This window comes from Ruegeria sp. SCSIO 43209, from assembly GCF_019904295.1.
Lineage (GTDB): Bacteria > Pseudomonadota > Alphaproteobacteria > Rhodobacterales > Rhodobacteraceae > Ruegeria.
On record NZ_CP065359.1, the window covers coordinates 2,630,179 to 2,655,721 of the forward strand.

The 25,543-nt window shown below is 55.5% G+C and carries 24 protein-coding genes; 17 read left to right on the plus strand and 7 right to left on the minus strand.

The window, feature by feature from the left end:
• The first annotated feature begins 83 nt into the window (after window positions 1-83).
• Window positions 84-1,037 (plus strand): SDR family oxidoreductase, encoded by a 954-nt coding sequence (locus I5192_RS13210; protein WP_223117026.1) that lies wholly within the window; start codon window positions 84-86, stop codon window positions 1,035-1,037.
• A gap of 103 nt (window positions 1,038-1,140) precedes the next feature.
• On the opposite strand, the gene I5192_RS13215 is transcribed toward I5192_RS13210, so the two are convergent.
• From I5192_RS13215 to I5192_RS13235, 5 genes are all read right to left on the minus strand, one after another.
• Window positions 1,141-1,530 (minus strand): VOC family protein, encoded by a 390-nt coding sequence (locus I5192_RS13215; protein WP_223117027.1) that lies wholly within the window; start codon window positions 1,528-1,530, stop codon window positions 1,141-1,143.
• Window positions 1,527-1,841 carry a helix-turn-helix transcriptional regulator gene (locus I5192_RS13220; RefSeq protein ID WP_223117028.1) on the minus strand — a complete coding sequence of 105 codons (315 nt, stop codon included), beginning with the start codon at window positions 1,839-1,841 and terminating at the stop codon, window positions 1,527-1,529. The genes I5192_RS13215 and I5192_RS13220 overlap by 4 nt, the downstream gene beginning before the upstream one ends.
• A 272-nt stretch (window positions 1,842-2,113) precedes the next feature.
• Window positions 2,114-2,488, minus strand: coding sequence for a DUF4345 family protein (locus I5192_RS13225; protein WP_223117029.1), 375 nt, complete (start codon window positions 2,486-2,488; stop codon window positions 2,114-2,116).
• A gap of 17 nt (window positions 2,489-2,505) precedes the next feature.
• Window positions 2,506-2,718 carry a hypothetical protein gene (locus I5192_RS13230; protein WP_223117030.1) on the minus strand — a complete coding sequence of 71 codons (213 nt, stop codon included), beginning with the start codon at window positions 2,716-2,718 and terminating at the stop codon, window positions 2,506-2,508.
• A 35-nt stretch (window positions 2,719-2,753) separates the two neighbouring features.
• The gene (locus I5192_RS13235) at window positions 2,754-3,428 is read right to left on the minus strand and encodes an SDR family NAD(P)-dependent oxidoreductase (protein WP_223117031.1); all 675 of its coding nucleotides are present in this window, start codon (window positions 3,426-3,428) and stop codon (window positions 2,754-2,756) included.
• Between the two features lie 111 nt (window positions 3,429-3,539).
• Between I5192_RS13235 and I5192_RS13240 the strand changes: the two genes are divergently transcribed.
• The 12 genes from I5192_RS13240 (at window position 3,540) to I5192_RS13295 (ending at window position 21,014) form a co-directional block, all read left to right on the plus strand.
• Window positions 3,540-4,460: a LysR family transcriptional regulator gene (locus tag I5192_RS13240; protein WP_223117032.1), complete on the plus strand. Its 921-nt coding sequence runs from the start codon at window positions 3,540-3,542 to the stop codon at window positions 4,458-4,460.
• A gap of 908 nt (window positions 4,461-5,368) precedes the next feature.
• Window positions 5,369-5,953 carry an ANTAR domain-containing response regulator gene (locus I5192_RS13245; RefSeq protein ID WP_170424691.1) on the plus strand — a complete coding sequence of 195 codons (585 nt, stop codon included), beginning with the start codon at window positions 5,369-5,371 and terminating at the stop codon, window positions 5,951-5,953.
• Complete coding sequence (locus I5192_RS13250) at window positions 5,950-7,119, plus strand: ABC transporter substrate-binding protein (RefSeq protein ID WP_170407176.1); 1,170 nt, start codon at window positions 5,950-5,952, stop codon at window positions 7,117-7,119. The genes I5192_RS13245 and I5192_RS13250 overlap by 4 nt, the downstream gene beginning before the upstream one ends.
• Before the next feature lie 271 nt (window positions 7,120-7,390).
• A complete protein-coding gene (locus I5192_RS13255) occupies window positions 7,391-8,755 on the plus strand; it encodes a CmpA/NrtA family ABC transporter substrate-binding protein (protein WP_170392818.1) in 1,365 nt (454 codons plus the stop codon).
• A 73-nt stretch (window positions 8,756-8,828) separates the two neighbouring features.
• On the plus strand, window positions 8,829-9,911 hold the full coding sequence (locus tag I5192_RS13260; RefSeq protein WP_170424685.1) for an ABC transporter permease: 1,083 nt from the start codon (window positions 8,829-8,831) through the stop codon (window positions 9,909-9,911).
• A 5-nt stretch (window positions 9,912-9,916) separates the two neighbouring features.
• Entirely contained in the window at window positions 9,917-11,596 is a 1,680-nt protein-coding gene (locus I5192_RS13265; RefSeq protein ID WP_223117033.1) for an ABC transporter ATP-binding protein, read from the plus strand.
• A gap of 4 nt (window positions 11,597-11,600) precedes the next feature.
• The gene (gene nirB / locus I5192_RS13270; protein WP_223117034.1) at window positions 11,601-14,036 is read left to right on the plus strand and encodes a nitrite reductase large subunit NirB; all 2,436 of its coding nucleotides are present in this window, start codon (window positions 11,601-11,603) and stop codon (window positions 14,034-14,036) included.
• A complete protein-coding gene (nirD, locus tag I5192_RS13275; protein WP_223117035.1) occupies window positions 14,033-14,365 on the plus strand; it encodes a nitrite reductase small subunit NirD in 333 nt (110 codons plus the stop codon). The genes nirB and nirD overlap by 4 nt, the downstream gene beginning before the upstream one ends.
• On the plus strand, window positions 14,365-17,025 hold the full coding sequence (locus I5192_RS13280; protein WP_223117036.1) for a nitrate reductase: 2,661 nt from the start codon (window positions 14,365-14,367) through the stop codon (window positions 17,023-17,025). Before nirD ends, I5192_RS13280 begins: the two co-directional genes overlap by 1 nt.
• Window positions 17,026-17,938: 913 nt before the next feature.
• Window positions 17,939-18,505, plus strand: coding sequence for a hemerythrin domain-containing protein (locus tag I5192_RS13285; protein WP_170567349.1), 567 nt, complete (start codon window positions 17,939-17,941; stop codon window positions 18,503-18,505).
• 10 nt (window positions 18,506-18,515) lie between these two features.
• The gene (locus tag I5192_RS13290) at window positions 18,516-19,538 is read left to right on the plus strand and encodes a glutathione S-transferase C-terminal domain-containing protein (protein WP_223117037.1); all 1,023 of its coding nucleotides are present in this window, start codon (window positions 18,516-18,518) and stop codon (window positions 19,536-19,538) included.
• 108 nt (window positions 19,539-19,646) lie between these two features.
• A complete protein-coding gene (locus I5192_RS13295; RefSeq protein ID WP_223117038.1) occupies window positions 19,647-21,014 on the plus strand; it encodes a dipeptidase in 1,368 nt (455 codons plus the stop codon).
• 20 nt (window positions 21,015-21,034) lie between these two features.
• Here the strand turns inward: I5192_RS13295 and I5192_RS13300 are convergent, their stop codons facing one another.
• On the minus strand, window positions 21,035-21,862 hold the full coding sequence (locus I5192_RS13300; RefSeq protein ID WP_170597666.1) for a LysR family transcriptional regulator: 828 nt from the start codon (window positions 21,860-21,862) through the stop codon (window positions 21,035-21,037).
• A gap of 117 nt (window positions 21,863-21,979) precedes the next feature.
• On the opposite strand from I5192_RS13300, the gene I5192_RS13305 reads away from it, so the two are divergent.
• Window positions 21,980-22,930 (plus strand): aldo/keto reductase, encoded by a 951-nt coding sequence (locus I5192_RS13305; protein WP_255612150.1) that lies wholly within the window; start codon window positions 21,980-21,982, stop codon window positions 22,928-22,930.
• A gap of 108 nt (window positions 22,931-23,038) precedes the next feature.
• Here the strand turns inward: I5192_RS13305 and I5192_RS13310 are convergent, their stop codons facing one another.
• Window positions 23,039-23,602 (minus strand): TetR/AcrR family transcriptional regulator, encoded by a 564-nt coding sequence (locus tag I5192_RS13310; RefSeq protein ID WP_223117039.1) that lies wholly within the window; start codon window positions 23,600-23,602, stop codon window positions 23,039-23,041.
• A gap of 78 nt (window positions 23,603-23,680) precedes the next feature.
• Here I5192_RS13310 and I5192_RS13315 point away from each other — a divergent pair, with 78 nt between their 5' ends.
• The 3 genes from I5192_RS13315 to I5192_RS13325 are packed head-to-tail and all read left to right on the plus strand — an operon-like array spanning window position 23,681 to window position 25,529.
• Window positions 23,681-24,562 (plus strand): oxidoreductase, encoded by an 882-nt coding sequence (locus I5192_RS13315; protein ID WP_223117040.1) that lies wholly within the window; start codon window positions 23,681-23,683, stop codon window positions 24,560-24,562.
• 21 nt (window positions 24,563-24,583) lie between these two features.
• Window positions 24,584-25,027, plus strand: a complete 444-nt coding sequence (locus tag I5192_RS13320) for a hypothetical protein (protein WP_223117041.1) — start codon at window positions 24,584-24,586, stop codon at window positions 25,025-25,027.
• 22 nt (window positions 25,028-25,049) lie between these two features.
• Window positions 25,050-25,529, plus strand: coding sequence for an SRPBCC domain-containing protein (locus I5192_RS13325; RefSeq protein WP_170624990.1), 480 nt, complete (start codon window positions 25,050-25,052; stop codon window positions 25,527-25,529).
• The last annotated feature ends 14 nt before the right edge of the window (window positions 25,530-25,543 follow it).

Below are 25,543 nucleotides of genomic sequence, written 5' to 3' on the forward strand. Positions count from 1 at the left end.
GTGCTTTGGTGAGAGTTATATGCATTTCCAAGTTAACACACTCTTCACTCGATCCCTGCGCTGACGCAGTTAGGAGACAAAAGATGCCCGATACCACCTTTGGACCCAAAGGCTGGATGCCTGAGCGCCTCGGCGACCTCTCCGGCAAGACCTATCTCATCACGGGTGCCAATGCCGGTGCCGGGTTCCAGGCCGCGCGGATGCTTCTTAAGAAGAACGCCAAGGTCGTGATGTTGAACCGCTCGGCTGAGAAGTCTCAGGCAGCTGTGGCGGATCTGAAAACTGAGTTCGGCAGCGAGGCGGAAGTAAGCTTCATTCGCATGGACCTGGCCTCGCTCGCAAGTGTACGCGAAGCTGCGGACGAGGTTCTGAATTCCGTTCCCCGGATCGATGCGCTCATCTGCAATGCTGCTATCGCGCAGGTGCCTATCCGTAAGCTGACAGAGGATGGGTTCGAAAGTCAGCTCGGCACCAACCATTTCGGTCACTTCCTGCTTTGCGGGATGCTGTTCGAACGGATCGAAGCCTCGAAAGGTCGGATCGTTGTTGTCGCCAGTCTTGGCTACAACATGGGTCTGAAGACGATCAAGTTTAACGACATGAACTGGGAAGAGGGTTACGGGCCGAATACCGCCTACTCACAAAGCAAGCTGGCGCAAATGATGTTTGCCTATGAATTGCAGGACAGACTCGCCGCCGCAGGGCGCACCGAGGTCGAGGTCTATGTCTGTCACCCCGGCTCATCGGCAACATCCCTGATCAGCACGAGTGGCAGCCGGACGATGCGTTTCATCTGGTGGCTCATGACCAAGACGCCGATGGTTCAAACGGCCGAGCAAGGGTCCTATCCCGAAGTCATGTGCGCCACCGAAGAGGCTTTGACCGAACAACGCGCGCTTTACGGGCCGACGGGCCGATTGGAAGCGGTTGGCCCGGTCGGCAGAGGCACATTGAACCCACACGCATATGATAAGGATGTCATGGTGAAGCTATGGAACGTATCCAAAAAGGCGACTGGTTTCAGCTGGGAGGTTTGAGTTGGTAGGTTGAGTGACGTGCGCCAATGTTCCGCCACCAAAGCTGACATCGAAGTCTTGCATAGCCACGTCGTCTAACTGACGGGTTTGCTATTCTTGACGGTCAGACATGCAACTCAACGATCTGAATAAGGTTGCCACAGGTGTCGTCGAACACTGCCATTGTCGCGCCGCCTGCCTTAATTGGGGGTTGCGTAAACTCGACGCCTGCCGCCTCGAGTTTGGCAACCTCAGCTTCAATGTCGTCAACACTGAAGGCCGAAACGGGAATGCCATCAGCCATAAGTGCTTCCTGATAGGCACGGCTCGCCGGATGCACATTCGGCTCAAGGCCTAACTCCACTCCTTCGGCATCCTCTTTAGATACCAATGTCAGCCAACGGTGTTCGCCAATCGGGATATCGTGCTTCACAACAAACCCAAGTTTGTTGGTGTAGAAATCCAGCGCCTTAGACTGATCATCCACAGCAATGCTCTTCATGTACATTTTCATAGTGCGTCTCCTTGTGAATATAGGTCCACCCAGGGATTGATCGCATCCGCGATCGGCGCGGCCACCAGGGTGTGAATTTTTGTGCGCCCTCGCCAAGTCGTGGTGATCAGACCTGCCTGCTCAAGCGTATTCAGATGTCGAGTTATGCCTTGTCTGGAAATTGTGACTGAATGCTCTTCCAACAAACGAGCACAAAGTTCGAAAAGCGTCTGGTCGTGACGCTTTCTCAGCTCTTCAAGGATCAACAACCGCGTGGTGTCGCCAAGGGCGTTGAAAAGAATGCTTAGTTGCGGATCAAAATGAACGCTCATGCTTCATCATGCAACAATAATGTTGCATGTCAAATCGAACTATCAGTTCGAGCAGTTCACGGCATTCATTTCTTAGGGCTCGTCGCTGACATTCTTTGTGCCCCTCACGAATGACAGATTTGGATATCCGGAATGTTCGGTCCCGTGATCTGATCCGGTCGCTATACGGGACAAAGCGGAAACTGTTCGAATGCTAGCTGGCGCGAATAATGATGGGCTGATTGGACTGCGGCCACTTCACTCTGGCCACCATCCATCTATTTCGAAGGCGATTAGTAGGAGAGCTGGTAGTAGGCTGACAGCAAAACCGCGATGATCACAAGTTCAACGACCAACGGTGGCAGAACTGCCTTGTCAAACCCATCCGCAAGAATTCCCACAATACGTCCGACAGCAACAACCGCCATCAGGATCGCAACAGCTACGAAGCCCAGTGTCTGCCCTGTGGTCAGACCGATCACCAACAAGGTAACTGAGGCCAGAAACAGCCCGCCGATAACCGAGCGGATCGTGCTGAGTCCGGCGGTGCCGACCGGCTCGATGGCAAAGTTGGCGACCATGCGCCGGGGGGCGAACATGGACATGATGCCGAGACCCGACAGCATAATGGTTGCGAGTATGACGAAGATGTTCAGTGTGGTTTCCATTTCATTTCTCCTTTGCTTCAGGCGAACTGACGTAGTGCCTGGTTCGCGTTATCCTGAGTGGTGACGTCTGACAGAGCCCCGTCGATGCTAGCTTGATCCACGACTGCTCCGGTGGGATAGCCGGTTTGACTGGCGTAGAAGTGGCCAGTCTTGAATTCCGGGTTCAGCAAACCGTCCAGATACCGTTTTGCCCCAGCCTCAACGCCGTGCATCATCCCGAATATGGGCATCAGAACGCCGCCAATATGTTTGAAGACAATACGTTTTATAACGGCAGGTCGTCAAAGCCAGCGGTACCTGCGGTACCACCCGGGCTCATTGTGACAAAGCGAATATGGGGGTGCTGACGTGCCATCGCTCCCATCCACAGGGTCGCGGTGAGCTTGGCGTAGCCGTAGGTCTGCATCGGATCGCCCTCGGGGCCGAACTTGCTGCCATCAGCGATTGATTTGAATTCGTCGACTGTTCCATCGGACAAGTCCGGGCAACGCATGCCCATTTTGGGAATGCCGCGTGCGGCTTCGGATCCGGCATACAGAATTGTGGACGTTACCAACTGACGCTCCAATAATGCGTCTACCAACACCACGTGGCCGAGAACATTGGTGGCGAAGATGTTGGTCACGCCATCGCTGGTGAGGCTGTTCGGATGCCGCCCACCCGTGCCGCCTGCATTCAGGATTACGGCGTCGATCGGGGTGGAAAGTTTGGCTACAGCGGTGCGAACCGAAGCCGGATCGGTCACGTCCATCAGGACGATTTCAAAGATTTTGCGCCTGGTCTCACGTTCCAACGCTGCTATTGCGGCTTCCGCCTTCGTTGGGTTGCGGCAAGCCAGATAAACTTTGGATATGCCCTTTTGCAGTGCAAGCTGTCGGGCCGCCTCGCGGCCCAGTCCGCCATTTGCGCCTGTGATCAATACAGATTGTATTTGGTTCATGGGGTATGGTCCTTGGGTTTGCGATTGATGCGCCCAAGATAGGATGGCCAACAAATGATCTGTAGATAGGTATTTCTGGACACAGTGTTTCAAAAATGAAACACAAGATGTATGTCGATCAAGGAAAGCCATTCCCTGAACTGGGACGATCTGAAGTACTTTCTGGCGGTTGCCCGAACCGGAACTCTTCGGGGGGCAGCTGACAGTATTCAGGTGAACCACACCACGCTGACGCGCAGGATTTCAGTCATGGAAGAACGCGTCGGCAGCCGGTTGTTTGATCGCTCAAAAACCGGCCTCGCCCTGACTCAGCTCGGCGAAGATCTGATGCCTCACGCCGAACGGGTAGAAGCTGAAATGACCGCTGCGTCTCGCGTCATTGTTGGCAGAGATGCGCAACCCTCGGGCACGGTCTACGTTACTCTTCCCCATGGATTGGCAATGACATCGTTGATGGATGATTTTGCCGCCTTCGCAGATTTTTACCCAGACATCATCCTGAGCTTGAACTTCACCAACGACATCCGAGACCTGATGCGACGAGAGGCTGACATCTCCCTGCGTATCGCGGATGAGGTGACGGACGATGTGGTCGGGCGAAAGTTGGTCCAGATGTCTCAAGCAGCCTATTGCACGCGAGACTACGCCGAACGGATCTGCGACAATGGCGGCGAGGGGTTGCATTTCATCGGTTGGCATGAGCCAGAAGAGGCCACTACAGCCAAATGGATCAAAGACAGTTACTATCCGAAAGCCCGGCTTAAGCATCGTGTTTCAGAACTTGTGCCCTTGATCACATCGGCGGCGTCCGGTCTTGGCATGGCCTATCTTGCGTGCAATCTTGGCGACCGCCATCCCGATCTGATCCGTGCGCCCTTCCAAAAGCCGATACCGTACCGAAACATTTGGCTATTGCTGCATCGTGATCTTAGAAACACCACGCGTGTCCGGCTCTTCGTCGATTTTATGTCCGAGCGGGTCAGGTCTAGGCGAAACGAGTTCTGGGTTTCGGGAACCTCAAAGCGGGAGTAGCGGTTATTCTATTCGGAAAGATGGACGGTAAACTGTGCTCTTTTGAGACACTAACAGCAGCGTCGTTGAATGGCGGTTACTCGTATTGGGTCAGAAATGCTTGACGTTTGGGTCAGAATTGAATGACGTGATCGACCGCTTTGTTGAGGTTTTGGTTGTCGATTGAGTCCACGATCAGTGAAGTTCCACATTTCCTTGTTGTAAGGCGACACATAGTTCTGCCAGCAGCGACAGAGCCTTGCCGTTTTCGCGTCCCTTCCTTCATCCAGAACCCGGACCGATTTAGTTGATCCTGACTTCCTTTCGAGAAAACCAGGGCTGATTTGCAGATCAGACGCCGGAGGCGCCTGTTCCTGCTGCTCTGCCACGTGGCGAACGCGCTTGGGGGCGACGCAATGTTATTCGACAATAGTAGTGCGGCCCGCAAGCGCAGCCGAAGACACGGATTTGTCTAATAGGGTTGCCCGAGGGGGAAGGCAGCGTCTTACCCCTGATCGCCAGAGGCGTTTGGCTTGTCCAAATCCTACTAGCCCCAAAAACAAGTGCGGCTGAGTTGGCTGTGCCGTTACTTCTGCTCCAGAACACGTTGCTTTTCTAAAGAATCGGCGGAAAGCGGTCATTTGCTGCAGGCGCGGGAACACATTGTATTAGTTGTCAAAGCGGACCTTCGGTTTTGATCTGCAAATGGAAGTGGAATCTGTTGCCTCAAGCAAACTGGTAGCGCAACTGAAAAACCAAAAAATGATGCGATGTGCTATCACGGATTTCTTTGATGGCACGTAGAAAAACTGTGCAGCTATTCCGCTAAGTGTGAAATCAAGCTGAAAAATTGGGCGAACGGCAGCCTGATGAAGCATTAAATGGCGCTGGAATTGCTACCAATGCGCCTTGGCCTAACTTGTGACCCTATGAACCAACATCTAACTGTCGTTGTAGTCGAGCAGAACCAAGAACGAGCCTTTGCGATTGTAGATGCTCTTAAAGAGGCCGGAGACGTAGACGTTTCTGTAATCGGCAATGTCTCCGGGCTGGCAAGGAAAATTGCTACTCATAGCCCAGATATTGTCCTGATTGATATCGACAACCCCTCTCGAGATATGTTGGAAGAACTTACCGTTGCTTCGGGCCCATTGGAACGACCCGTGGCAATGTTCGTCTCAGGCGCCGCAGGCGGATTGGCAAAAGCTGCTGTTGAGGCCGGTGTATCGGCCTATGTTGTCGATGGATTGCAAGCTGAGCGAATTAAACCTGTTATCGATACCGCCATCGCTCGGTTTCAGGTGTTGCGCCAGATGCGGACTGAACTTGCAGAAACCCGCCGTGCGCTTGAAGAGCGTAAAGTGATCGACCGCGCAAAAGGTTTGCTGATGAAAGCCAAGGGCATTTCGGAAGACGAAGCCTATGCGCTACTCCGAAATACCGCGATGAACCAAAACCGCCGTGTCGCCGAGGTGGCAGAAGCCTTGGTCACTGCTTCGGGGTTGTTGTCATGAGAACCGTAACACTGCCCGTCGCGTATATGCCGCTTGTCGACGCGGCCCCGTTGATCGTTGCGCGCGAAATGGGGTTCGACCATGCTGAAGGCATCTCGCTGGACCTGCGTCCGGCGCCATCGTGGTCCTCTTTGCGCGATATGCTGGCCTTTGGGCATGTGGACGCGGCGCATCTACTATCGCCTGTCCCCGTTGCGATGGCTTTGGGTCTTGGTGGAATCGCGACACCGCTATCTGCGGTATCTGTCCTGTCTTTGAACGGCAATGTTATAGGTGTTGGAACGCAATTGGCCGAGCGACTGATCGACCAGGGCTATGGTTTTGATTTCACCGATGCCGCTGCGGCTGGGGCTGCACTGGCAAAAGCTGCCGATGAAGTCTTGGTGTTTGGCGTGCCTTTCCCATTTTCAATGCATGTCGAGCTGCTGCGCTATTGGATTGCGGGAACCAAACTGGCCTCAAAACAGGTCGAAATCCGCACCGTCCCGCCGCCACTCATGGCGCAGGCGCTTGCGGGAGGCGAGATCGATGCCTTTTGCGTGGGCGAGCCTTGGGGCTCCTTCGCAGTGGACGACAGTGTTGGCGCACTGCTGTTGCCCGGAAAGGCGATCTGGACTTGTGCACCTGAAAAGGTGTTGGCAGTCAGAAACGACTGGGCCGAGACGGAACCGCATTTGCTGGGAAGTCTCATGCGGACCGTATGGCGTGCGGGACGCTGGCTGTCAAACACGGACAGCCGAACAACCGCGTCCGAGATGCTGTCACGCAAAACCTACCTCAATGTCTCACCCGAGCTGATCGACCGAGCGTTAATGGGTGAGTTCGCCATATCTGCACGCGGCGAGCAACGCAGTGTGGAAGGGTTTGTCGAGTTTTTTGACGGTGCTGCCACCTTCCCGTGGCGTAGTCAGGCCAAATGGGTCGCGCATCAATTGGCGCTAAGAAACGGGCTGGACGTCGGGACAGCGGAACGACAAGCAGCTAAAGTCTTTCGAAGTGATCTCTATCGTCGCGAGTTGCAGGGGCTTGGTGTGGAAACACCCGGCGCATCCGAGAAACTTGAAGGAGCTTTGTCTGAGTCGACGGCAGTTGCCTCAGCCAATGGTAGCCTGATTCTATCTCGGAACGTCTTCTTCGACCGGCGCATTTTCGAGCCCGCAGGGTAAGATTGCACAATTTTTTTGCAGCGCAGCATCTCTTTTTGCTGCGCTGCAGAATTCTCGAAGTGAAGATGTCAAAAAATGATGACGTCGCACTGCGCGTCTGACTTAATCGGGACATCGGAAGGCAACGACGCCCACCGACGGAATTCGCCCACAATCCAGGGCACCTTAGAAGAGCAAAGCCGCTCGACCATCCGCCACCTCCTCCCGGCGGACTGTGTCGGCGGCTTTTTTTGTTTGCCCATGGGGTTGGGCTGAACCGAAAGGGATCGAGATGAAAAAGCTTCTTTTAGGCCTCGCCGCGACGACGGCGCTTGTGTCTCCAGCACTGGCCGAATTGGAACTGGAAAAAGACGAGCTGACCTTTGGCTTTATCAAACTGACCGACATGGCGCCGCTGGCGGTCGCCTATGAGAATGGGTACTTTCTGGACGAAGGCCTGTTCGTGACGCTGGAAGCACAAGCAAACTGGAAGGTGCTGTTGGATGGCGTGATTGACGGACAGCTTGACGGCGCACATATGCTGGCTGGACAACCATTGGCCGCAACCATCGGGTATGGGACCGAAGCCCATATCATCACGCCATTCTCAATGGACCTGAACGGCAACGGCATCACCGTGTCCAATGAGATTTGGGAAGAGATGAAGCCGAACATCCCGGTGATGGACGACGGCCGTCCCCAGCATCCGATCAGCGCCGAGGCTCTGGCCCCGGTCGTCGAGAAGTACAAATCAGAAGGCAAGCCCTTTAACATGGGCATGGTCTTCCCAGTTTCGACCCATAACTACGAACTGCGCTATTGGCTGGCCGCCGGTGGTCTGCATCCGGGTTACTACAGCCCTGAAAACGTGACCGGTCAGATTGGTGCGGATGTGTTCCTGTCGGTGACCCCTCCACCGCAGATGCCTGCCACGTTGGAGGCCGGCACGATCTATGGCTATTGCGTGGGTGAGCCGTGGAATCAGCAGGCTGTGTTCAAGGGTATCGGCGTTCCGGTTATTACCGACTACGAGCTGTGGAAGAACAACCCCGAAAAGGTCTTTGGTCTCAATGCCGAGTTCGCAGAACAGTACCCCAACACCACTCTGGCCGTGACCAAGGCCCTGATCCGCGCAGCGATGTGGCTGGACGAGAACGAAAATGCCAACCGCCCTGAAGCCGTCGAGATTCTGAGCCGGGCTGAATATGTGGGTGCGGACTATGAGGTTATCGCCAACTCGATGACCGGCACGTTTGAGTATGAGAAGGGCGACAAGCGTGAGGTCCCCGATTTCAACGTGTTTTTCCGCTACAACGCGACCTATCCGTTCTACTCGGACGCCGTTTGGTACCTGACGCAGATGCGCCGCTGGGGGCAGATTGCCGAGTCCAAGCCCGACAGCTGGTATGACGAGGTCGCCAAGTCCGTCTACAAACCCGAGATCTATTTGGAAGCCGCCCGCTTGCTGGTCGACGAAGGTCTGGCGAATGAAGCCGACTTCCCCTGGGACAGCGATGGTTACAAAGCGCCGACCCCGGCCGAGGATATCATTGACGGCGTCGCTTACGACGGACGCACACCCAACGCCTATCTCGAAAGCCTGTCCATAGGCCTGAAGGGCGAGCAGAAGATCATCGGCTCGGACGTGCAAGGCTAATTCCCCAAATCCTGCGCCCGGCCCGCGCCGGGCGCAGCCCCCAAAGTGCCCCGCCATCGCAAGGACACATCAGATGACAACGGTCGATCCCGAATTCAACGCAGACGCTGCCCGAGAGGAACGTCGCGCCCGCCTTTTCACCCGCATCAATGCAGCCGACAAATGGTTCCAGGTTCTGGGTCTCAGCTGGGCTACCCCGGTCCTGAAAGCCGCCGCCGGGGACAACCCGCGCGCACAGATGACCGAGATCTGGCGGTTGCTGATCGTGCCTCTGTTGTCGATCTGCGCCTTCTTGTTGCTGTGGGGAACGCTGGCCCCCAAGGTGCAGACCTCTCTCGGCGCGGTTCCGGGGCCGGCGCAGGTTTGGGAAGAGATGGTCAGCCTGAACCAGGATGCCAAGGCCAAAGCGGCCAAACGCGCGAAGTTCGAGGCCATGGTCGAGAAGCGCAATCAGAAATTCATTGACGCTGGCCAGCCGGAGAAAGTGAAAGAGGTCGCCTTCACGGGTGCTCCGACCTATTACCAGCAAATCTGGACTTCGATCAAAACAGTGTTTTTTGGGTTTCTGATCGCCACCGTCATCGCGGTCCCACTTGGTATCGCGGCCGGCCTGTCTCCGACTGCAAATGCAGCCCTAAACCCGCTAATCCAGATCTTCAAACCGGTCTCGCCTCTGGCCTGGTTGCCGATCGTCACGATGATCGTCTCGGCCGTTTACGTCACCAATGACGGTTGGTTCGCGAAATCCTTCCTGATCTCGGCCATTACCGTGACCCTGTGTTCGCTATGGCCCACATTGATCAATACATCTCTGGGTGTGGCCTCCATCGATAAGGACCTGGTGAATGTCTCCAAAGTCCTGAAAATGAACACCTATACCAAGATCACCAAACTGGTGCTGCCCTCGGCCCTGCCTCTGATCTTCACCGGCCTGCGCCTGTCACTGGGCGTCGGCTGGATGGTTCTGATTGCGGCGGAAATGCTAGCGCAGAACCCCGGTCTGGGCAAATTTGTCTGGGATGAGTTCCAGAACGGTTCCTCCAGTTCGCTCGCCAAGATCATGGTTGCGGTCTTCACCATCGGTATCATCGGCTTCCTGCTGGACCGGGTGATGTACGCGCTGCAATCCCTGTTTACCTTCACAAACAACCGGTGAGTGCGATGAGCATCCTAAGTTTCAAGAACGCCTCGAAATCCTTCGGTGAAGGCACCGCTCGCACGGATGTGCTGAAAGGCATCGATCTTAACGTGCAAGAGGGTGAGTTTCTGGTGATCCTCGGTTTTTCCGGCACCGGCAAAACCACCCTTATCAATCTAATGGCCGGGCTGGACACCCCAACCGGCGGAGAGGTCACCTTCAAAGGCACTACGATCAAAGGGCCGGGCCCTGAGCGTGGCGTGATCTTCCAGAACTACTCGCTGATGCCCTGGCTGACGGTCAGTGGCAATGTGGGGTTGGCGGTGGATACGGTATTTCCGGGTCTCAGCAAGACCGAGAAGGCCGAAAAAGTCGCGCATTACGTCAAGATGGTCGGCCTCAGTCACGCCGCGACGCGCCGACCGGCAGAGCTGTCGGGTGGGATGCGCCAGCGGGTCAACGTGGCGCGTGCGTTGTCGATGAACCCCGAGGTTTTGTTGCTGGATGAGCCTCTGTCGGCGCTCGACGCGCTGACCCGCGCCAATCTGGCCGATGAGATCGAACATATCTGGGAAGCCGACAAGAAAACTTGTGTCCTCATCACCAATGACGTTGATGAGGCGATCATTCTGGCCGACCGTATCATTGCCCTGAACCCGGATGGCACGCTGGGGCAGGAATTCCCTGTCTCAATCCCGCGTCCGCGCGAACGCGCTGCGATGAACAATGACGAGACTTTCAAACGCCTGCGCGCGGACGTTACCAAATACCTGATGGATGTGGGGATCGAGGCCAAGGTCGAAGGCTCGCGTATCCTCCCGGATGTCACCCCAATCCACGGTGTTCCAACGGCAGTGGCCGAGGCGCAAAAGGGGCTGATCGACAACCGCTTCCTCGACTTCTCGCAGCTTCACAAGGTGTATCCGACGCCCAAAGGCCCTCTGACCGTGGTCGAGGATTTCGACCTGAAGATCGATAAGGGCGAGTTCATCTCGCTGATTGGCCACTCAGGCTGTGGCAAGTCCACGGTTCTTACTATGGCGGCTGGGCTCAATGACATCTCGAAAGGCGCGATCAAGCTGGATGGCCGTCACGTCGAAGGGGCCGATCCCGAACGCGCGGTGGTGTTCCAATCCCCCAACCTGTTCCCATGGTTAACCGCCATGGAGAACGTCGCGATTGGGGTGGACAAGGTCTATCCAAAGGCCAGCATGGCCGAGCGTCAGGATGTTGTTGAATACTATCTGGAACGCGTCGGTTTGGCTGACGCGATGGACAAATCCGCAAGCGACCTATCGAACGGCATGAAGCAACGCGTCGGCATCGCCCGTGCTTTTGCTTTGTCCCCCAAACTGCTGTTGCTCGATGAGCCCTTCGGCATGCTCGACAGCCTGACCCGATGGGAATTACAGGAAGTCTTGATGGAGGTCTGGTCCCGCACCAAGGTCACTGCGATCTGCGTTACCCACGACGTGGATGAGGCGATCTTACTGGCTGATCGCGTGGTGATGATGACCAACGGTCCGCAGGCAACCATCGGCAAGATCACCAAGGTTGAGCTGCCGCGTCCGCGCACGCGCAAAGCCCTTCTGGAGCACCCGGATTACTATGCTTACCGGCAGGAAGTCCTCGATTTCCTCGAAGAATATGAACATGGCGCCAAGCCAAAAACACCCGCCCCCAAGGCGATTGCAGCGGAGTGAAATCATGAAGCAAAGACTTGTTGTCATAGGCGCGGGTATGGCCTCCGGCCGGGTGTTGGAACACCTGACCGACGCCGCGCCGGATGCGTTCAACATCACCCTGTTCAATGCCGAGCCGCGCGGGAACTACAACCGTATCATGCTCAGCCCGGTACTGTCGGGCGAGAAAACCTATGAAGAGATCGTCACCCATGACGACGCCTGGTATGCCGCGCGGGGCATTGCCTGCCGCTTTGGTGAAAAGGTCGCGAAGATCGACCGCGAGATGAAGGTGGTCGAAGGTCAGAACGGCCACGTTCCCTATGACAAGCTGGTGATTGCGACCGGGTCTAACCCGTTCATGATCCCTCTGCCAGGGCATGATCTGGAGGGTGTGTTTGCCTACCGCGATCTGGAAGACACCATTCAGATGATGGGAATGGGCCCTGACAACAAGGTGGTCGTGATCGGCGGCGGCTTGCTGGGGCTCGAGGCCGCCGCGGGTATGGCTGCCCATGGCGTTGACGTGACGGTGGTGCATATCATGGGCCACCTGATGGAGCGACAGCTGGACGAGGCCGCAGGCTACCTGCTGAAGAAATCGCTGGAAGACAAAGGCATCAGGATTTGCCTGCAGGCGAACTCTAAAGAAATCCTCGGAAAGGACGGAAAGGTCCGCGCGCTGCTTCTGGACGACGGGACCGAATTGCCATGTGATCTGCTTGTCATGGCCGTGGGTATCCGCCCCAACACAGCTCTGGCGCAAGAGGCTGGGCTGGCCACCGGGCGCGGTATCCATGTGGATGACCAGATGCTGACTTCGGATCCGGATGTCTTTGCGGTAGGTGAATGTGTCGAACATGACGGGGCGGTCTTCGGTCTTGTCGCGCCGCTTTACGATCAGGCGAAAGTGGCTGCGCAGGCTTTGTTGGGTGAAGAGGCTGCGTTTGCTCAGAAAACCCTCTCGACCAAGTTGAAGGTCACCGGCTGCGATCTGTTCAGTGCGGGGGATTTTGCGGATGGGCCGGGGCGCGAGGATATCGTGTTCCGCGACCCCTCGCGCGGGGTCTACAAACGGCTTGTGATTGAAGAGGATCGGCTGGTCGGCGCGGTCTTGTATGGTGACACTACTGATGGCAGCTGGTTCTTTGGCCTCATCAAAGACGGCACCAGCGTAGAAGAAATGCGCGAGACGCTGATCTTCGGACCCGCATATCAGGGGGGCGACACTGCGGACCCTCTCTCAGCCGTTGCAGCATTGCCGCATGAGGCGGAGATTTGCGGCTGCAACGGCGTATGCAAAGGTGACATCGTCGAGGCGATCAATGCGGGGGCGGGTGATCTGGGCGCGGTGCGCACGACCACCAAGGCTAGTGCATCCTGCGGAACTTGCACAGGATTGGTTGAGCAAGTGTTGCAGGTCACTCTGGGCGACGCGTTCCAGATGCCCGCCGCGCAGCCGGTCTGCGGATGCACCGACCTGACTCATGAGGATGTGCGACGCCTGATCAAAGGGCAGGAGTTAAAAAGTCAGGCTGCCGTCTGGCAGGAACTGGGTTGGATGACGCCCAATGGCTGCCATGTCTGTCGGCCCGCGATCAACTATTACCTGCTGGCCGACTGGCCGCTGGAATACCAAGACGACCCACAAAGCCGTTTCGTCAATGAACGCAAACACGCCAACATCCAGAAGGATGGCACGTTCAGCGTTGTACCGCGTATGTGGGGCGGGATCACCACGCCCGACGAACTGCGCGCCATTGCAGATGCGGCGGATAAATACGATGTTCCCACCGTCAAGGTCACGGGCGGTCAGCGGATCGATCTGCTGGGCGTCAAAGGCGAAGATCTGCCCGCCATGTGGTCAGACCTGAACAAAGCCGGGCTGGTCTCTGGCCACGCCTATTCCAAAGGTCTGCGCACGGTCAAAACCTGCGTCGGCACCGATCATTGCCGGTTTGGTACTCAGGACAGCACCGGGCTTGGCATAAAGCTTGAAAGAATCCTGTGGGGGTCGTGGACGCCGCACAAGCTGAAGCTGGCCGTATCTGGCTGCCCTCGAAACTGTGCCGAGGCGACCTGCAAGGACATCGGCGTGGTCTGCGTCGAATCTGGCTATCAGATCAGCATCGGCGGGGCCGCAGGGATGGATGTCAAAGAGACCGAGCTACTCTGTCAGATTCCCACCGAAGACGAAGCCATCGAGGTTGTGATGGCCGTCACCCAAGCCTATCGCGAAGGCGGCAAGTATCTGGACCGTTTATATAAATGGCTGGGTAAGGTGGGCATGGACTGGGTCAAGGTGCAGGTCGTGGACGACCTTGAAAATCGCGCGGCCCTCGTCGCGCGGTTCGAACTGTCGCAAAACATCTACCGCAAAGACCCGTGGGCCGAACACGTCAAAGAAAAAGCGCAAACCTACGCGCCAATTGCAGATTTCACGCTGGAGGCCGCAGAATGAGCTGGATCGACATCGGACATATCGACGAGGTTCCCTTGCGTGGGGCGCGTCTGGTCAAGACGCATATCGGCTGCATCGCTGTCTTCCGTACTGCCGAGGTGGAGGTCTATGCCGCGACCAACAGCTGTCCGCACAAGGGCGGTCCTTTGTCTGAGGGTATCGTGCACGGACAGTCGGTGACCTGTCCTTTGCACAATTGGGTATTTGACCTGAATACGGGCGAGGCGCAAGGCGCGGATGATGGCCGCATCACCATCTATCCCGTGCGCATTGTTAACGACCGTATCCTGTTAGACGACAGCGCAGTTACCCGGCGGAGCGCCGCCTGATGGACGGAAGTGGTCTGCCTGAAGTTCGCTCGACCTGCGCCTATTGTGGGGTCGGCTGCGGTGTGCTTTTGCGGCCCGATGGGGCCGGAGGCTTGACCGTTCGCGGCGATCCGGATCATCCAGCGAATTTTGGGCGTTTGTGCTCGAAAGGATTGGCTTTGGGCGAAACAGTTGGGCTGGAACATCGGTTGCTGGCTCCTCGCGCCTTCAGCCGAGACACAAACTGGGACAACGCGCTGCAACTGGTCGCAGATCGGTTTTCTGCCGCAATCAAGAACCATGGACCGGACAGCGTGGCATTTTACGTCTCGGGGCAGTTGCTGACAGAGGATTATTACGTCGCCAACAAGCTGATGAAGGGTTTTATGGGGTCGGCCAACATCGACACCAATTCTCGACTGTGTATGGCGTCAACTGTGGCCGGACACAAACGCGCCTTTGGCACAGATACCGTGCCCGGGACTTATGAGGATCTGGATGAGGCTGATTTGGTTGTCTTGGTTGGCTCAAACCTCGCATGGTGCCATCCCGTTCTCTATCAACGCGTCATAGCTGCGCGTCAGGCGCGCGGTACGAAGATTGTGGTTGTCGACCCGCGCCGAACAGCCAGCTGCGATCAGGCCGATCTCCATCTGGCGTTGCAACCCGGCAGTGACGTGGCATTGTTCAACCGCTTGCTGAGCAGAATTCACCAATCGGGGCATGTGGCACCGGATTTTCTGGATCGCAGCGTAGGGTACACTGAAGCCCTCGAACTCGCACAGCTTGATGATCCGGATGAGACCGGACTTACCCCAGGTGAAATCGAAGCGTTTTGCGATCTGTGGATTGGAACCGAGCGGGTTGTTACGATTTTCAGTCAAGGCGTAAACCAATCCTCCAGCGGAACAGACAAAGTCAACTCGATCCTGAACTGCCATCTGGCTACGGGACGCATCGGACGCACAGGGATGGGCCCGTTCTCGGTTACCGGTCAACCAAACGCCATGGGTGGTCGAGAGGTCGGCGGTCTGGCCAACATGCTTGCGTGTCACCTGGATATCGAAAACGAGGCCCACAGAGCAGCCGTCCGGGACTTTTGGAAAGCGCCCATCCTGCCAGAAAAGCAAGGGCTCAAAGCTGTCGACATGTTTCGCGCCGTTAAAGATGGACAGATCAAAGCACTTTGGATCATCCACACCAATCCAGCGGCCACGATGCCGGACGCCGATCGAGTCAAGGCGGCGATCAAAAACTGCCCATTCACCGTTGTAAGCGACCTGACTGCCCAAACAGACACCGCGCGTCTCGCAGACGTATTGCTTCCAGCAGCAGGATGGGGCGAAAAAAGCGGCACAGCAACCAATTCCGACCGCATGATCAGCAGGCAACGCGCCGTTCTGACCCCTCCGGGACAGGCACGTGCGGATTGGGATATCTTGGCCGAGGTTGGCCGCCGCATGGGTTGGGCCGAGGCCTTCAGCTATGAGTCTGCGGCGCAGATTTTTAGGGAATATGCGAACATGTCCTCGCTTGCCGTCTCATTTGGCAAAGACTTTGAGATTGCTGGCTTTTCGGACATCAACGACGAAGATTATGATGCGATGTGCCCGACACGATGGCCCACGGCATCGCGGAAAACTGACGGTCGTTTCTTCGGAGACGGGCAGTTTTTTCATCCCGATGGCAAGGCGCGGTTTGTGCCGGTCACTCTTCGAACGCCCAAGGCAGAGCCATCAGAACGCTACCCTTTCCTGTTGAACACAGGGAGAAATCGGGATCAGTGGCACACCATGACCCGATCCGGATTGTCGCCTCGTTTATCGGCCCACCTTGCCGAGCCCTATTTGGAAATGAACCCAAAGGACGTTGATCAACTGGGGCTTGGTCCTGCCGATTTGGTCGAAGTTAGTAGTTCAGTCGGAAGCGGCATATTTCGGCTTCGCATTACGGAATCTATTGCGCGTGGCAATGTGTTTGCGCCCATTCATTGGACCGGAGAAACGGCACCGTCGGCCCGTGTAAACGAGATAGTTCCTAGTGTAACTGACCCGATTTCTGGTCAGCCGGAAAGCAAATCAACAGCGGTATCTGTTCGACGTATGAGAGCAGCATGGTACGGTTTCGCCGTTTCAGCCGATGCAGCGTTCCCTGAAGCAGAGTATTCGGCGACAGCCAGAACAACCAACGGCTACAGGATGGAGTTGGCAGGGAACCAGATTATTGAAGACTGGGAAAAGACCGCTCGCGTTTGGTTTAGTTTACCGGATGCAACGGCGACTTCAGTAGAAGATCCCAAACGCGGCTCTTATAGAATTGCGCTGTCAGACGGTCAGCGCATTCTGGCAGTGCTCTTCGTCTCGCGCCGACCTATCACCCTGATGCGAGACTATTTGGCAACTTTGCCTGAGGTAACGCCTCAGCAGATTCTGTCTGGCCAGTCATCTGTTGGTTCTGAGGACTGCGGGCCAATCGTCTGTTCGTGTTTCGAGGTCGGATTAAAAACCCTTATCCGCGCCATTCACGACAAGCGTTTGATCAATGTGGACGATATCGGAGACGCCCTTAATGCGGGAACGAACTGCGGTTCATGCCGGCCAGAGTTGGCTGACTTGATCGCCGAGCATTCGAAATTGATCAGCAATAAGCCTAAGAAATGCCCGCATGAACAATTGGGGTAGTCTCAAGGTTCTTGATGCAGGACTGCAGTCTGTTTTGGTTGAGCAGAAATTTTCTTCTCTGACGCCACGCGCAATTGCAATGATACCGATCGACCAACCGCAGTTCAGGGCCGCGCTCGGAAGCGAGGCGACAAATGTCGCTGTTCGTTGAACAGGTTTGACAGATACTCGGTTGTCTGAGACGCTCCCAACACTCGCAAAGGATATTCTGACAATGGACCAGCATACTTTCTGATCCCGCCGCGCGCTGACCTAAATGGCAGAATGCGCACCGAAACACTCCTGCGGAGGACTCTGACAATGGACACACGACGCTAGCCCCTTGTGGGCATTCGTAGTCGTGCATCTGCGCGACTTGAGCTTCTTTTTGTCATGAGGTGCAATATGCCCTTTAAGCCACCAAAAATCGCCCTTGTGCGAACCCTTCCTGCTGCGGAGGACACATCGAAATCTGCGAATCGTGTGAAGACCAAAGCCAAACCGCCGCGTGACCTGCGCATGAAAATGCCACGACGAACGGCCAAGCGGATGAACATGCCCGGGAAAGCGGGCGGTCGTTAGAAGCTGGTGCGGGGTGCGTTTTTTTTGCCCCGCACTTCTAATCTGAATGGCCAACGGAGAAGCGCGCACTAGAGCGTGCATTACAACCCAGTGTTTGAATTGAAGGTCGGTGCGTAACGGTTCGCGCGAAACTCTGGTATAACCGCTCAATTTATGCAGGTCTACGCTGGCGTTTGCGGCGAAGACAGCCTGTCTGACTTCACGCAACGTGACATCACCAACTTAAATACGCGATCGCTAATCAAGGCGGCATGCACTTTGCGGGGGTTCGCTGACGCATAGTCACTGTGCGTTTTGCGCTACTGGTGAGGCTGATCCGATTTCCCACCTATGTCACGAAAGGAGACGACCGATGCTCGATAAATACACTATCCGCCAAGACGATATGCCGAAAGAAATGCGGTTTCTCTTGGAAAAATACCCGCGCGACAGCTGGGATGCGCACCCTGGGTTCAAAGAAAAAACCAAGCATTGGCTCGGCGCACACCTGATGTTCCACCACTTGGCGGAACGTATTCGATTGGACACGGAAAATGTGTTGAACAACGATTTGGGGTTGGACGATTATGCTGGGCGGCTGTCCCACTATGGCGGCAACCTGGTCGGGAGCCTGCATGGTCATCACGGCTGGGAAGATCGTAGCTATTTCCCTGAATTGTCGACTGCAGACCCGCGATTTGATGCGGGGCTTGAGCTTCTGGAACAGGATCACGCCGATCTGAACAAGGTGTTGGATGATTTCACCCGCGCAGCGAACCGTGTGATCAAACTGTCTGCTCTGGATGAGGCCCAGGCCTATGATGAGACCGGGCAGCTCCATGCGACAAGCAAAGCGATCAAAGCGTTTCTGGAACGCCACTTGAGTGATGAAGAAGAATTGGCCGTACCAATTATCTTGCATCACAGACTCAGAGGATGATGCTGACGTCATGATCGACACATCTATTGAAGAAGACCAGACTGCCATCACTGAGCGCCGCGCACGGGGTGAATTTGTGCGCGGCGTCAGCGGCTTTCGCCACGCCGTTGGCGATCCGGATTTTCCTGCAGAACCCAACCGATATCACCTGTTTGTGGCGCTGAATTGCCCGTGGTGTCATCGCGTGACCTTGGCGCGCAGTGTTCTGGGGTTGCAGGACGGCGTCACGATGGATGTGGCATTTCCCAACCGCACTGGCAAAGACGATCCAGAAGGACCGAACCTGTGGGAGTTCGCACCCAACCGCATTGCTTCGCTCACAAGCGAGACCTTGCCAGAGTGCACCGGAGAGACCGGAACTGGCAGAGGACTGCGCCTTGCCAAAGATATTTACCGTGCCGAAGGCTCCGAAGAGCAATCCCTGCCGATCCTTTATGATAAGAAATCAGGCCAAATCGTGAGCAACGAAAGCGCCGAAATTATCCGCATGTTGGATGCCTCTGCAGAGTCCCTTGGCGGCACCATCCCAGCAAAGAGGCGCGTGAGGCTTTACCCGGACGACGAAGCACTGCGCCAACACATCCATAACTTGAATGACTTGATCTACACCGCGATCAACAACGGCGCCTACAAGGCCGGATTTTCGTCCGATCAAACGATCTATACGGCAGCATTTGACGCCTATTTCGAGGCACTTGAACAATTGGAGCAGCTCCTTTCTGATGGCAGGCCTTTTTTAACCGGCATTCACTTCACAGAGGCCGATCTGCGCCTGTTCCCTACGCTTTATCGCCATGATCCCGTCTACTATGTGCGGATGAAGCTTAACGGAGCGCGGATATTGGACTATCCATACTTATGGCGTTGGCTATGCCGTGTGTATGCACTGCCCGGCGTTGCAAACTCCGGATCCCTTGTGCATTGCCGCCAGGGATATTTCGGGCGCAGTTGGAATGGCGTTGTTCCCCGAGGGCCATCTAAACCAATGTCTTACCCTGAGGCCTATTTACGCCCTGATCTCGCAGTTCTGTAGGCGTCGTCAGTTTGGCTTTACATTGGGGTCAGGATGCACTGATTTCCGTAGGCTTGCGGGCCACGTCCAGTTTCGTAAGTTAGGCGCCAGCATCAGAGAGGGCATGGAATGAGCTGGACCGAATATCTCGACACACACCAATCGCGCTTTGTTGAAGAGCTGTGCGACTTCATTCGTATTCCATCGGTATCAGCCAAACCCGAAAACGCGGGCGATGTTCGAAAGGCCGGGCAGTGGGTGGTTGATCGGTTGGTTATGGCGGGAATGGAAAACGTTCAGATGATGGAGACAGCAGGCCATCCGGTGGTCTGTGCCGATTGGCTGCATGCCGGGTCGGATGCGCCTACAATCCTGATCTATGGCCATTTTGACGTGCAACCAGCCGAACCATTTGAGCTCTGGTCCTCACCTCCGTTCGAGCCGACGATCCGCGGCGATCGGATTTACGGGCGTGGGGCGACCGACGACAAGGGTGCAATGTTAATACCGATCCTTGCGGCTGAGGCATTGATGGCGAAGACTGGGAAGCTGCCTGTGAACGTGCGGTTTTTCTTTGAGGGCCAAGAAGAGATCGGATCGCCCGACCTTCCGCCCTTTATCGAAGCGAACCTCGACCGACTTCAGGCCGATATGATCTTTTCAGCCGATGGAAGTCAGTGGGATACCGAGACGCCGCAACTGGTTCTGGGTCTGAAAGGGCTCACCTCACTTGAGATCTCGGTTCAGGGCGCGAAATCCGATCTGCATTCTGGCATGCATGGCGGCGGCGTCGCAAATCCCGCGATGGCGCTTGCCCAGTTGCTGGCCAGTATGAAATCGACCAATGGTCGGATCACGGTGAATGGCTTCTACGACGATGTCATCGAGCTGACCGATGAAGATCGCACGGCAATTGCGCGGGTGCCTTGGGATGAAGCGGCCTATCTTGCCCAGACTGGAGCACCAGAGACCTTGGGCGAGCCAGGATATTCCACACGTGAAAATCTGTGGGCACGTCCGACGCTTGAGGTCAATGGGCTGACCAGCGGTTGGCAAGGGGAAGGCACAAAGACCGTTTTGCCCGCGGTTGCTTCGGCTAAGATCACGTGTCGCTTGGTCGCTAATCAGAGTCCTGAAAAGATCTTTGATCTGATCTCCGCCCATGTCGAGGCCGAATGCCCGCCGGGTGTCACCGCTCAGGTATCGCGCAACCCTGGGCGCGCGGACCCATTTCTTGTACCTGCTGGCCACAACGCAACTGCCATCGCGGGTCAGGTTCTCGAAGAGGTTTACGGCAAACCCGCTTATAAAACCCGCGTTGGTGGCTCGATCCCTGTGATGTCGACCTTACTGGACGAACTGGGTTTGCACGCTGTCATGTTTGCCTTTGGACATGAGGATGAAAACCAACATGCACCGGACGAGTTTTTCCGTCTGCCAACCTTCAGACGCGGCCAAACAGCTTACGCGCGGTTGATGGAACTGTTGGGCGAATAGTGCTAACAGCCAACATCGGTTCAACCGTTTTCACAAGCTTCCGACATCACAGCATGAGCGCGATCTATGACATGCCGCACCTCAGCAAGAAACCGATCTTCATGATGCGTGACGAGCCATTGATCATGTTCCAGATCGTCAATCAAAGGTGACACTGGTATCAGGCCCGGCTGCGTGTTTCCAATGAAAGTTGGCAGAACCGCTCGGGCAAGACCTGCATTTGCAAGCTCAAGCGCATTTTGTGGCGCCGTAACTTCGATGGCGTCGTCCTCTTGCGAATGCTCTCTCACCCATCTGGCCGAGGGTGTTTTGGACATCACGCGAACCCAGGTCGAAATGCTTTCATCCGCAGCATAGACTCCAAACCGAACTCGCCCGATCTTGCGACCGGCCAAGCCTATCTCTTCTGGCCGGTGATTTCGAATACCAATCGCGGCTTCCCTGTGCCCGATGTTCAGTAGGTCTTCTGACGAGATGAAACGCAGCCGAACTGACATTGATCCCGTAAGTCTTCCGACAGCGCTGATCAAAATCCTTGTCACCCAGGTCCCGGCCGAAATTTTAACCAACGGTGGTGAGGTGGCAAGGCCGCTTTCCGTGACAGGTAGGACACGCGCTTCGATGCGTTCGACTTTTTTCAACAGCGCTTGTCCGTCCTCAGTCAGATCGTACCCACGCGGTTTACGGTGAAACAACTCAGTTCCCAGATTGCGTTCCAACTCGATCATGCGCCGACCCAGTGTGGGTGCGCTCTTGCCGGTCTGTTCAGCTGCTGGCCCAAGCCCGCCCGCTCTGGCAACCGCAAGAAAAAGCCGCAGGTTGTCCCAGTCAAAGTAGCTTTCATACATGAAATGAAACTTACATTTTATATTGTTGATGAAAAGACTGTGATGGCGTTTCTTCTGAAGTATCAGTCAGGAGACTCACACATGAACTTTCTCGAAACCGAAATCTCACCCCTTGGCATGGGGTGCTGGCCGATTGGTGGCAAAATGTATTGTGGCGAGCAGTCGTTGGGTTACACCCGATCGGACGACGGTGTCTCCATTCGTACAATCCACGCCGCATTGGATGGTGGAATCACACTTTTTGACACCGCTGCCGCCTATGGCGCGGGGCATTCGGAACGTTTGTTAGGCAAAGCGCTCAAGCATCGACCCGACACCCTGATTGTCACAAAGATTGGGGTTGGGATCGATGAAGCGAGCAGGCAGATTTCATTTGACCCCTTCACCCCAGCTCAGGTAGGCCCTGCCCTAGATGGGTGTCTGTCGCGGCTGGAACGGGATCGGATTGATCTCTTGCTGTTGCATGTGAACGATATGCCAATAGACCAGGCCGAGGCCGTGTTTGACGAACTGGACCGTTTAAAAGAGGCGGGGAAGTTGCGCGCCTATGGTTGGAGCACTGACTATTCCCAAAACGCCAGGACGGCCTCGTCCAGGGATGGTTTCAAGGCGGTCGAATACGTGATGAACGTCTTTTTCGATGCGCCTCGCATGCAACAGGTTGTCCAAGAGGAAGGACTGTTGTCCCTTATCCGCTCACCACTTGCGATGGGGCTGCTTTCAGGGAAGTACCATCAGAATACCGTTATCGCATCGGATGATGTGCGCGCATCCGGCGAAAGCTGGATGGAGTACTATACGGATGGCAGGGCAAATCCAGACTTCATGCGACAACTCGATGCGGTTCGCGATTTACTGACTACAAATGGCCGAACGCTTGTGCAGGGGGCTCTCGGGTGGATTTGGGGCCAATCTGAAACATACATACCGATTCCAGGCGCTCGGACAGAAGAACAAATTGAGGGTATTTCAGCGGCATTGACCTTCGGTGCCTTGCCGGTTGCAGCAATAAACGAAATAGAAAGCTTGATAACGCGTAACCCCCACGCCCCAGACCGCCCTAGGTAGCTTTCAGAACTGTATCGATACTGTGCGCTTGCCGCCAATGTCGGCAACGCGGGCTGCCAACGCAGCATTTCAATTTTCTGTTCAAGGTCTGCTATGGGCCTAACCCGTCTAAACGCTGCTGGTGACTTTCAACGCCGACATTCGCAAAGCGGACAGCAATCCGATCAAGTGGTTCTTGTTCTTTGCGCTGTACTTGGCCGCTGTTGAAGAGCGCTGGATAAAATCCGCGTACTGATCAACAGTCAGGTCACAGCTTTCAATCGCACTCGAATACGGCTCCAGGACACGCGCGATGATCTCGGTGTTTCGCTTTGCACCGGCCTCCAGCTCATTCTGACTTGTCGAAGTTACGCCAGCGATGATGTCCTCGGCATTGGGCGAAGACTGCAAGAAATCATAGTGCTCAATGACGGCATATTTGAAGACGATATCAAGTTGTGCTCCAAGTCCGTCAGCTTTTTTAAGACCGGCCTCGATATCCAGAACGACTCTGTCTGCCAGCGATCGGATCGTGGCCTGCAGCACCTCATCCTTGTTTGCGAATGCTTTGTATAGTGTTTGCCGCGAGATGCCCGCTTCATGGGCGATGTCGTTCATGCCCGTTCGCTTCACGCCGTAGCGAAGAAAAAGCTGCTTCGCGGCTTCGAGGATGTAGTCGTAGCGATCTTTCATGATTTACATATTGACAAATGAGCGCTTAGTGTCAACATTGACAATCAATCACAATATGTCAATTTGTCAGGATGCGAGATGTCTAAACAATCTGGAAAAGTCGCGATCGTCACCGGTGCAAACAATGGAATCGGGTTTGAAACGACAGTCGGTATGGCCGAAGCAGGTTTTCACGTCGTCATGGCGTGCCGCAGCCTTGAAAAGGCCGCAGCCGCCAAAGCAAACGTTCTCGCGCGAATTCCTTCCGCATCAATCGACATCCTCGTGCTGGACTTAAGTGATTTGACTTCGGTTCGCGCGTTCGCTGAGGCTTTCCGCGCCCGGTACTCCAAGCTGGATGTGCTGATAAACAACGCGGGTATTCTGCTTTACTCAGCTCAAACAAATGCTGATGGTGTCGAGTTGCAATTCGCAACCAACCACCTGGGACATTTTCTGCTGACCGCACTGCTGATCGACATGTTCCTGGACGACCCCGCATCGCGGATCGTCTCGCTTTCCAGTATCGCCCACAAGAACGCGAACATTCACTTTGACGATCTTACATGCGACCGGGACGGTGGTGTCGCTTACGGTCAATCAAAGCTCGCCTGCCTTCTGTTCGGCGACGAACTGGACCGTCAACTCAAGGCTTCGGGCAAGTTGCTGAAGTCGCTAACTGTGCATCCGGGCGGGTCGGACTCCGGTCTGTTCAACGATTTGGACGAAGAAACGCGCGCTAACATGAAGGCACAAGTCGCACAACTTCTGCACTCCAATGAAGACGCTGCGAGGCCATCTCTGTTCGCCGCTTTGTCTGATCAGGTCAAAGGCGGCGAGTACTACGGCCCTACAGGCCCCGAAGAAATGAGTGGCAAGACCGGGATCGCGATCCGCAATCCAATTTGCGAAGACTACGGTTTGACCGAACGTTTGTGGCGTCTCTCGGAAGAGATGACCGACCAGACATTCACGATCTGAGGGACGGGGATGAACAGGTTCATGCAGCGACTCTCGCGGGGGTTCGAGTATCTGATCGTGCTCGCCTCAGCTATCATGTTGGGCTGGGGACTTCTCGGGTTTCTTGAATACTTCACCGGGCTGGCGCCGCTTATGCCTTTGCAAAACTCGACCTTTCCGCCGGGCATGCAGTCTCTCCATTGGATATTGATCACCGCTTCGGGTGCCACCTATCTGGCCGGATACGTCCTGCGCTGGAGCGTCACTCCGATTGCCATGCTGGTCATGTTCACCGCGCTTGCCACGATGTGTGCTGTGCAAACCTTAGACATGTTGGAAAATCCGGATCGCTACCGGAACTTCGCCCAGGAATGTGTCAATTACATCATCATCTCGATCTACCTTTTTCGATCCAAGCGCATGCGGGATCGTTTTGGGCAGATCACAATTCAGGGCGGGGATCGCGTATCACCACAGAACGCCTGAGACCTTCAAAGGAAGGATTGTCATGGAAACCGGATCATCGGAAAAAGTGAGCCTCTCACATTACAAAATCCACACCGATATTGTGATCGATGCGCCGCCGGACGTGGTCTGGTCGGCGTTGACCGACACGCCAAACTACAAGGACTGGGCGGCGTTCCTTGTGGGCATCCACGGAGAGATCAAGGATGGATCGACAATCACCGTCGACTTTCAGCTTGATTCATCAAAGGAGAAACTGACCACCTTGGATCATACCATCTCGGTCGTGCAGGGGACGGAGTTTTTCTGGGCTGAGAAGGGGCCGGGTGGCATTCGCGATAACCACCACTTTTGTGTTGAGCCGTTGGAGGGTGGCAAAACTCGCTTCTTACAATCCGATGAAATCATGGGGGGCATCACTTTCCTGATGGGCGGACGATTGGCAAAGATATATGTGGAAGGTTACCAAGCTTTCAATCGCGGCTTGAAAGCCGAGGCAGAGCGCCGTGCCCAATCCACCTGACAAGACAACACGAC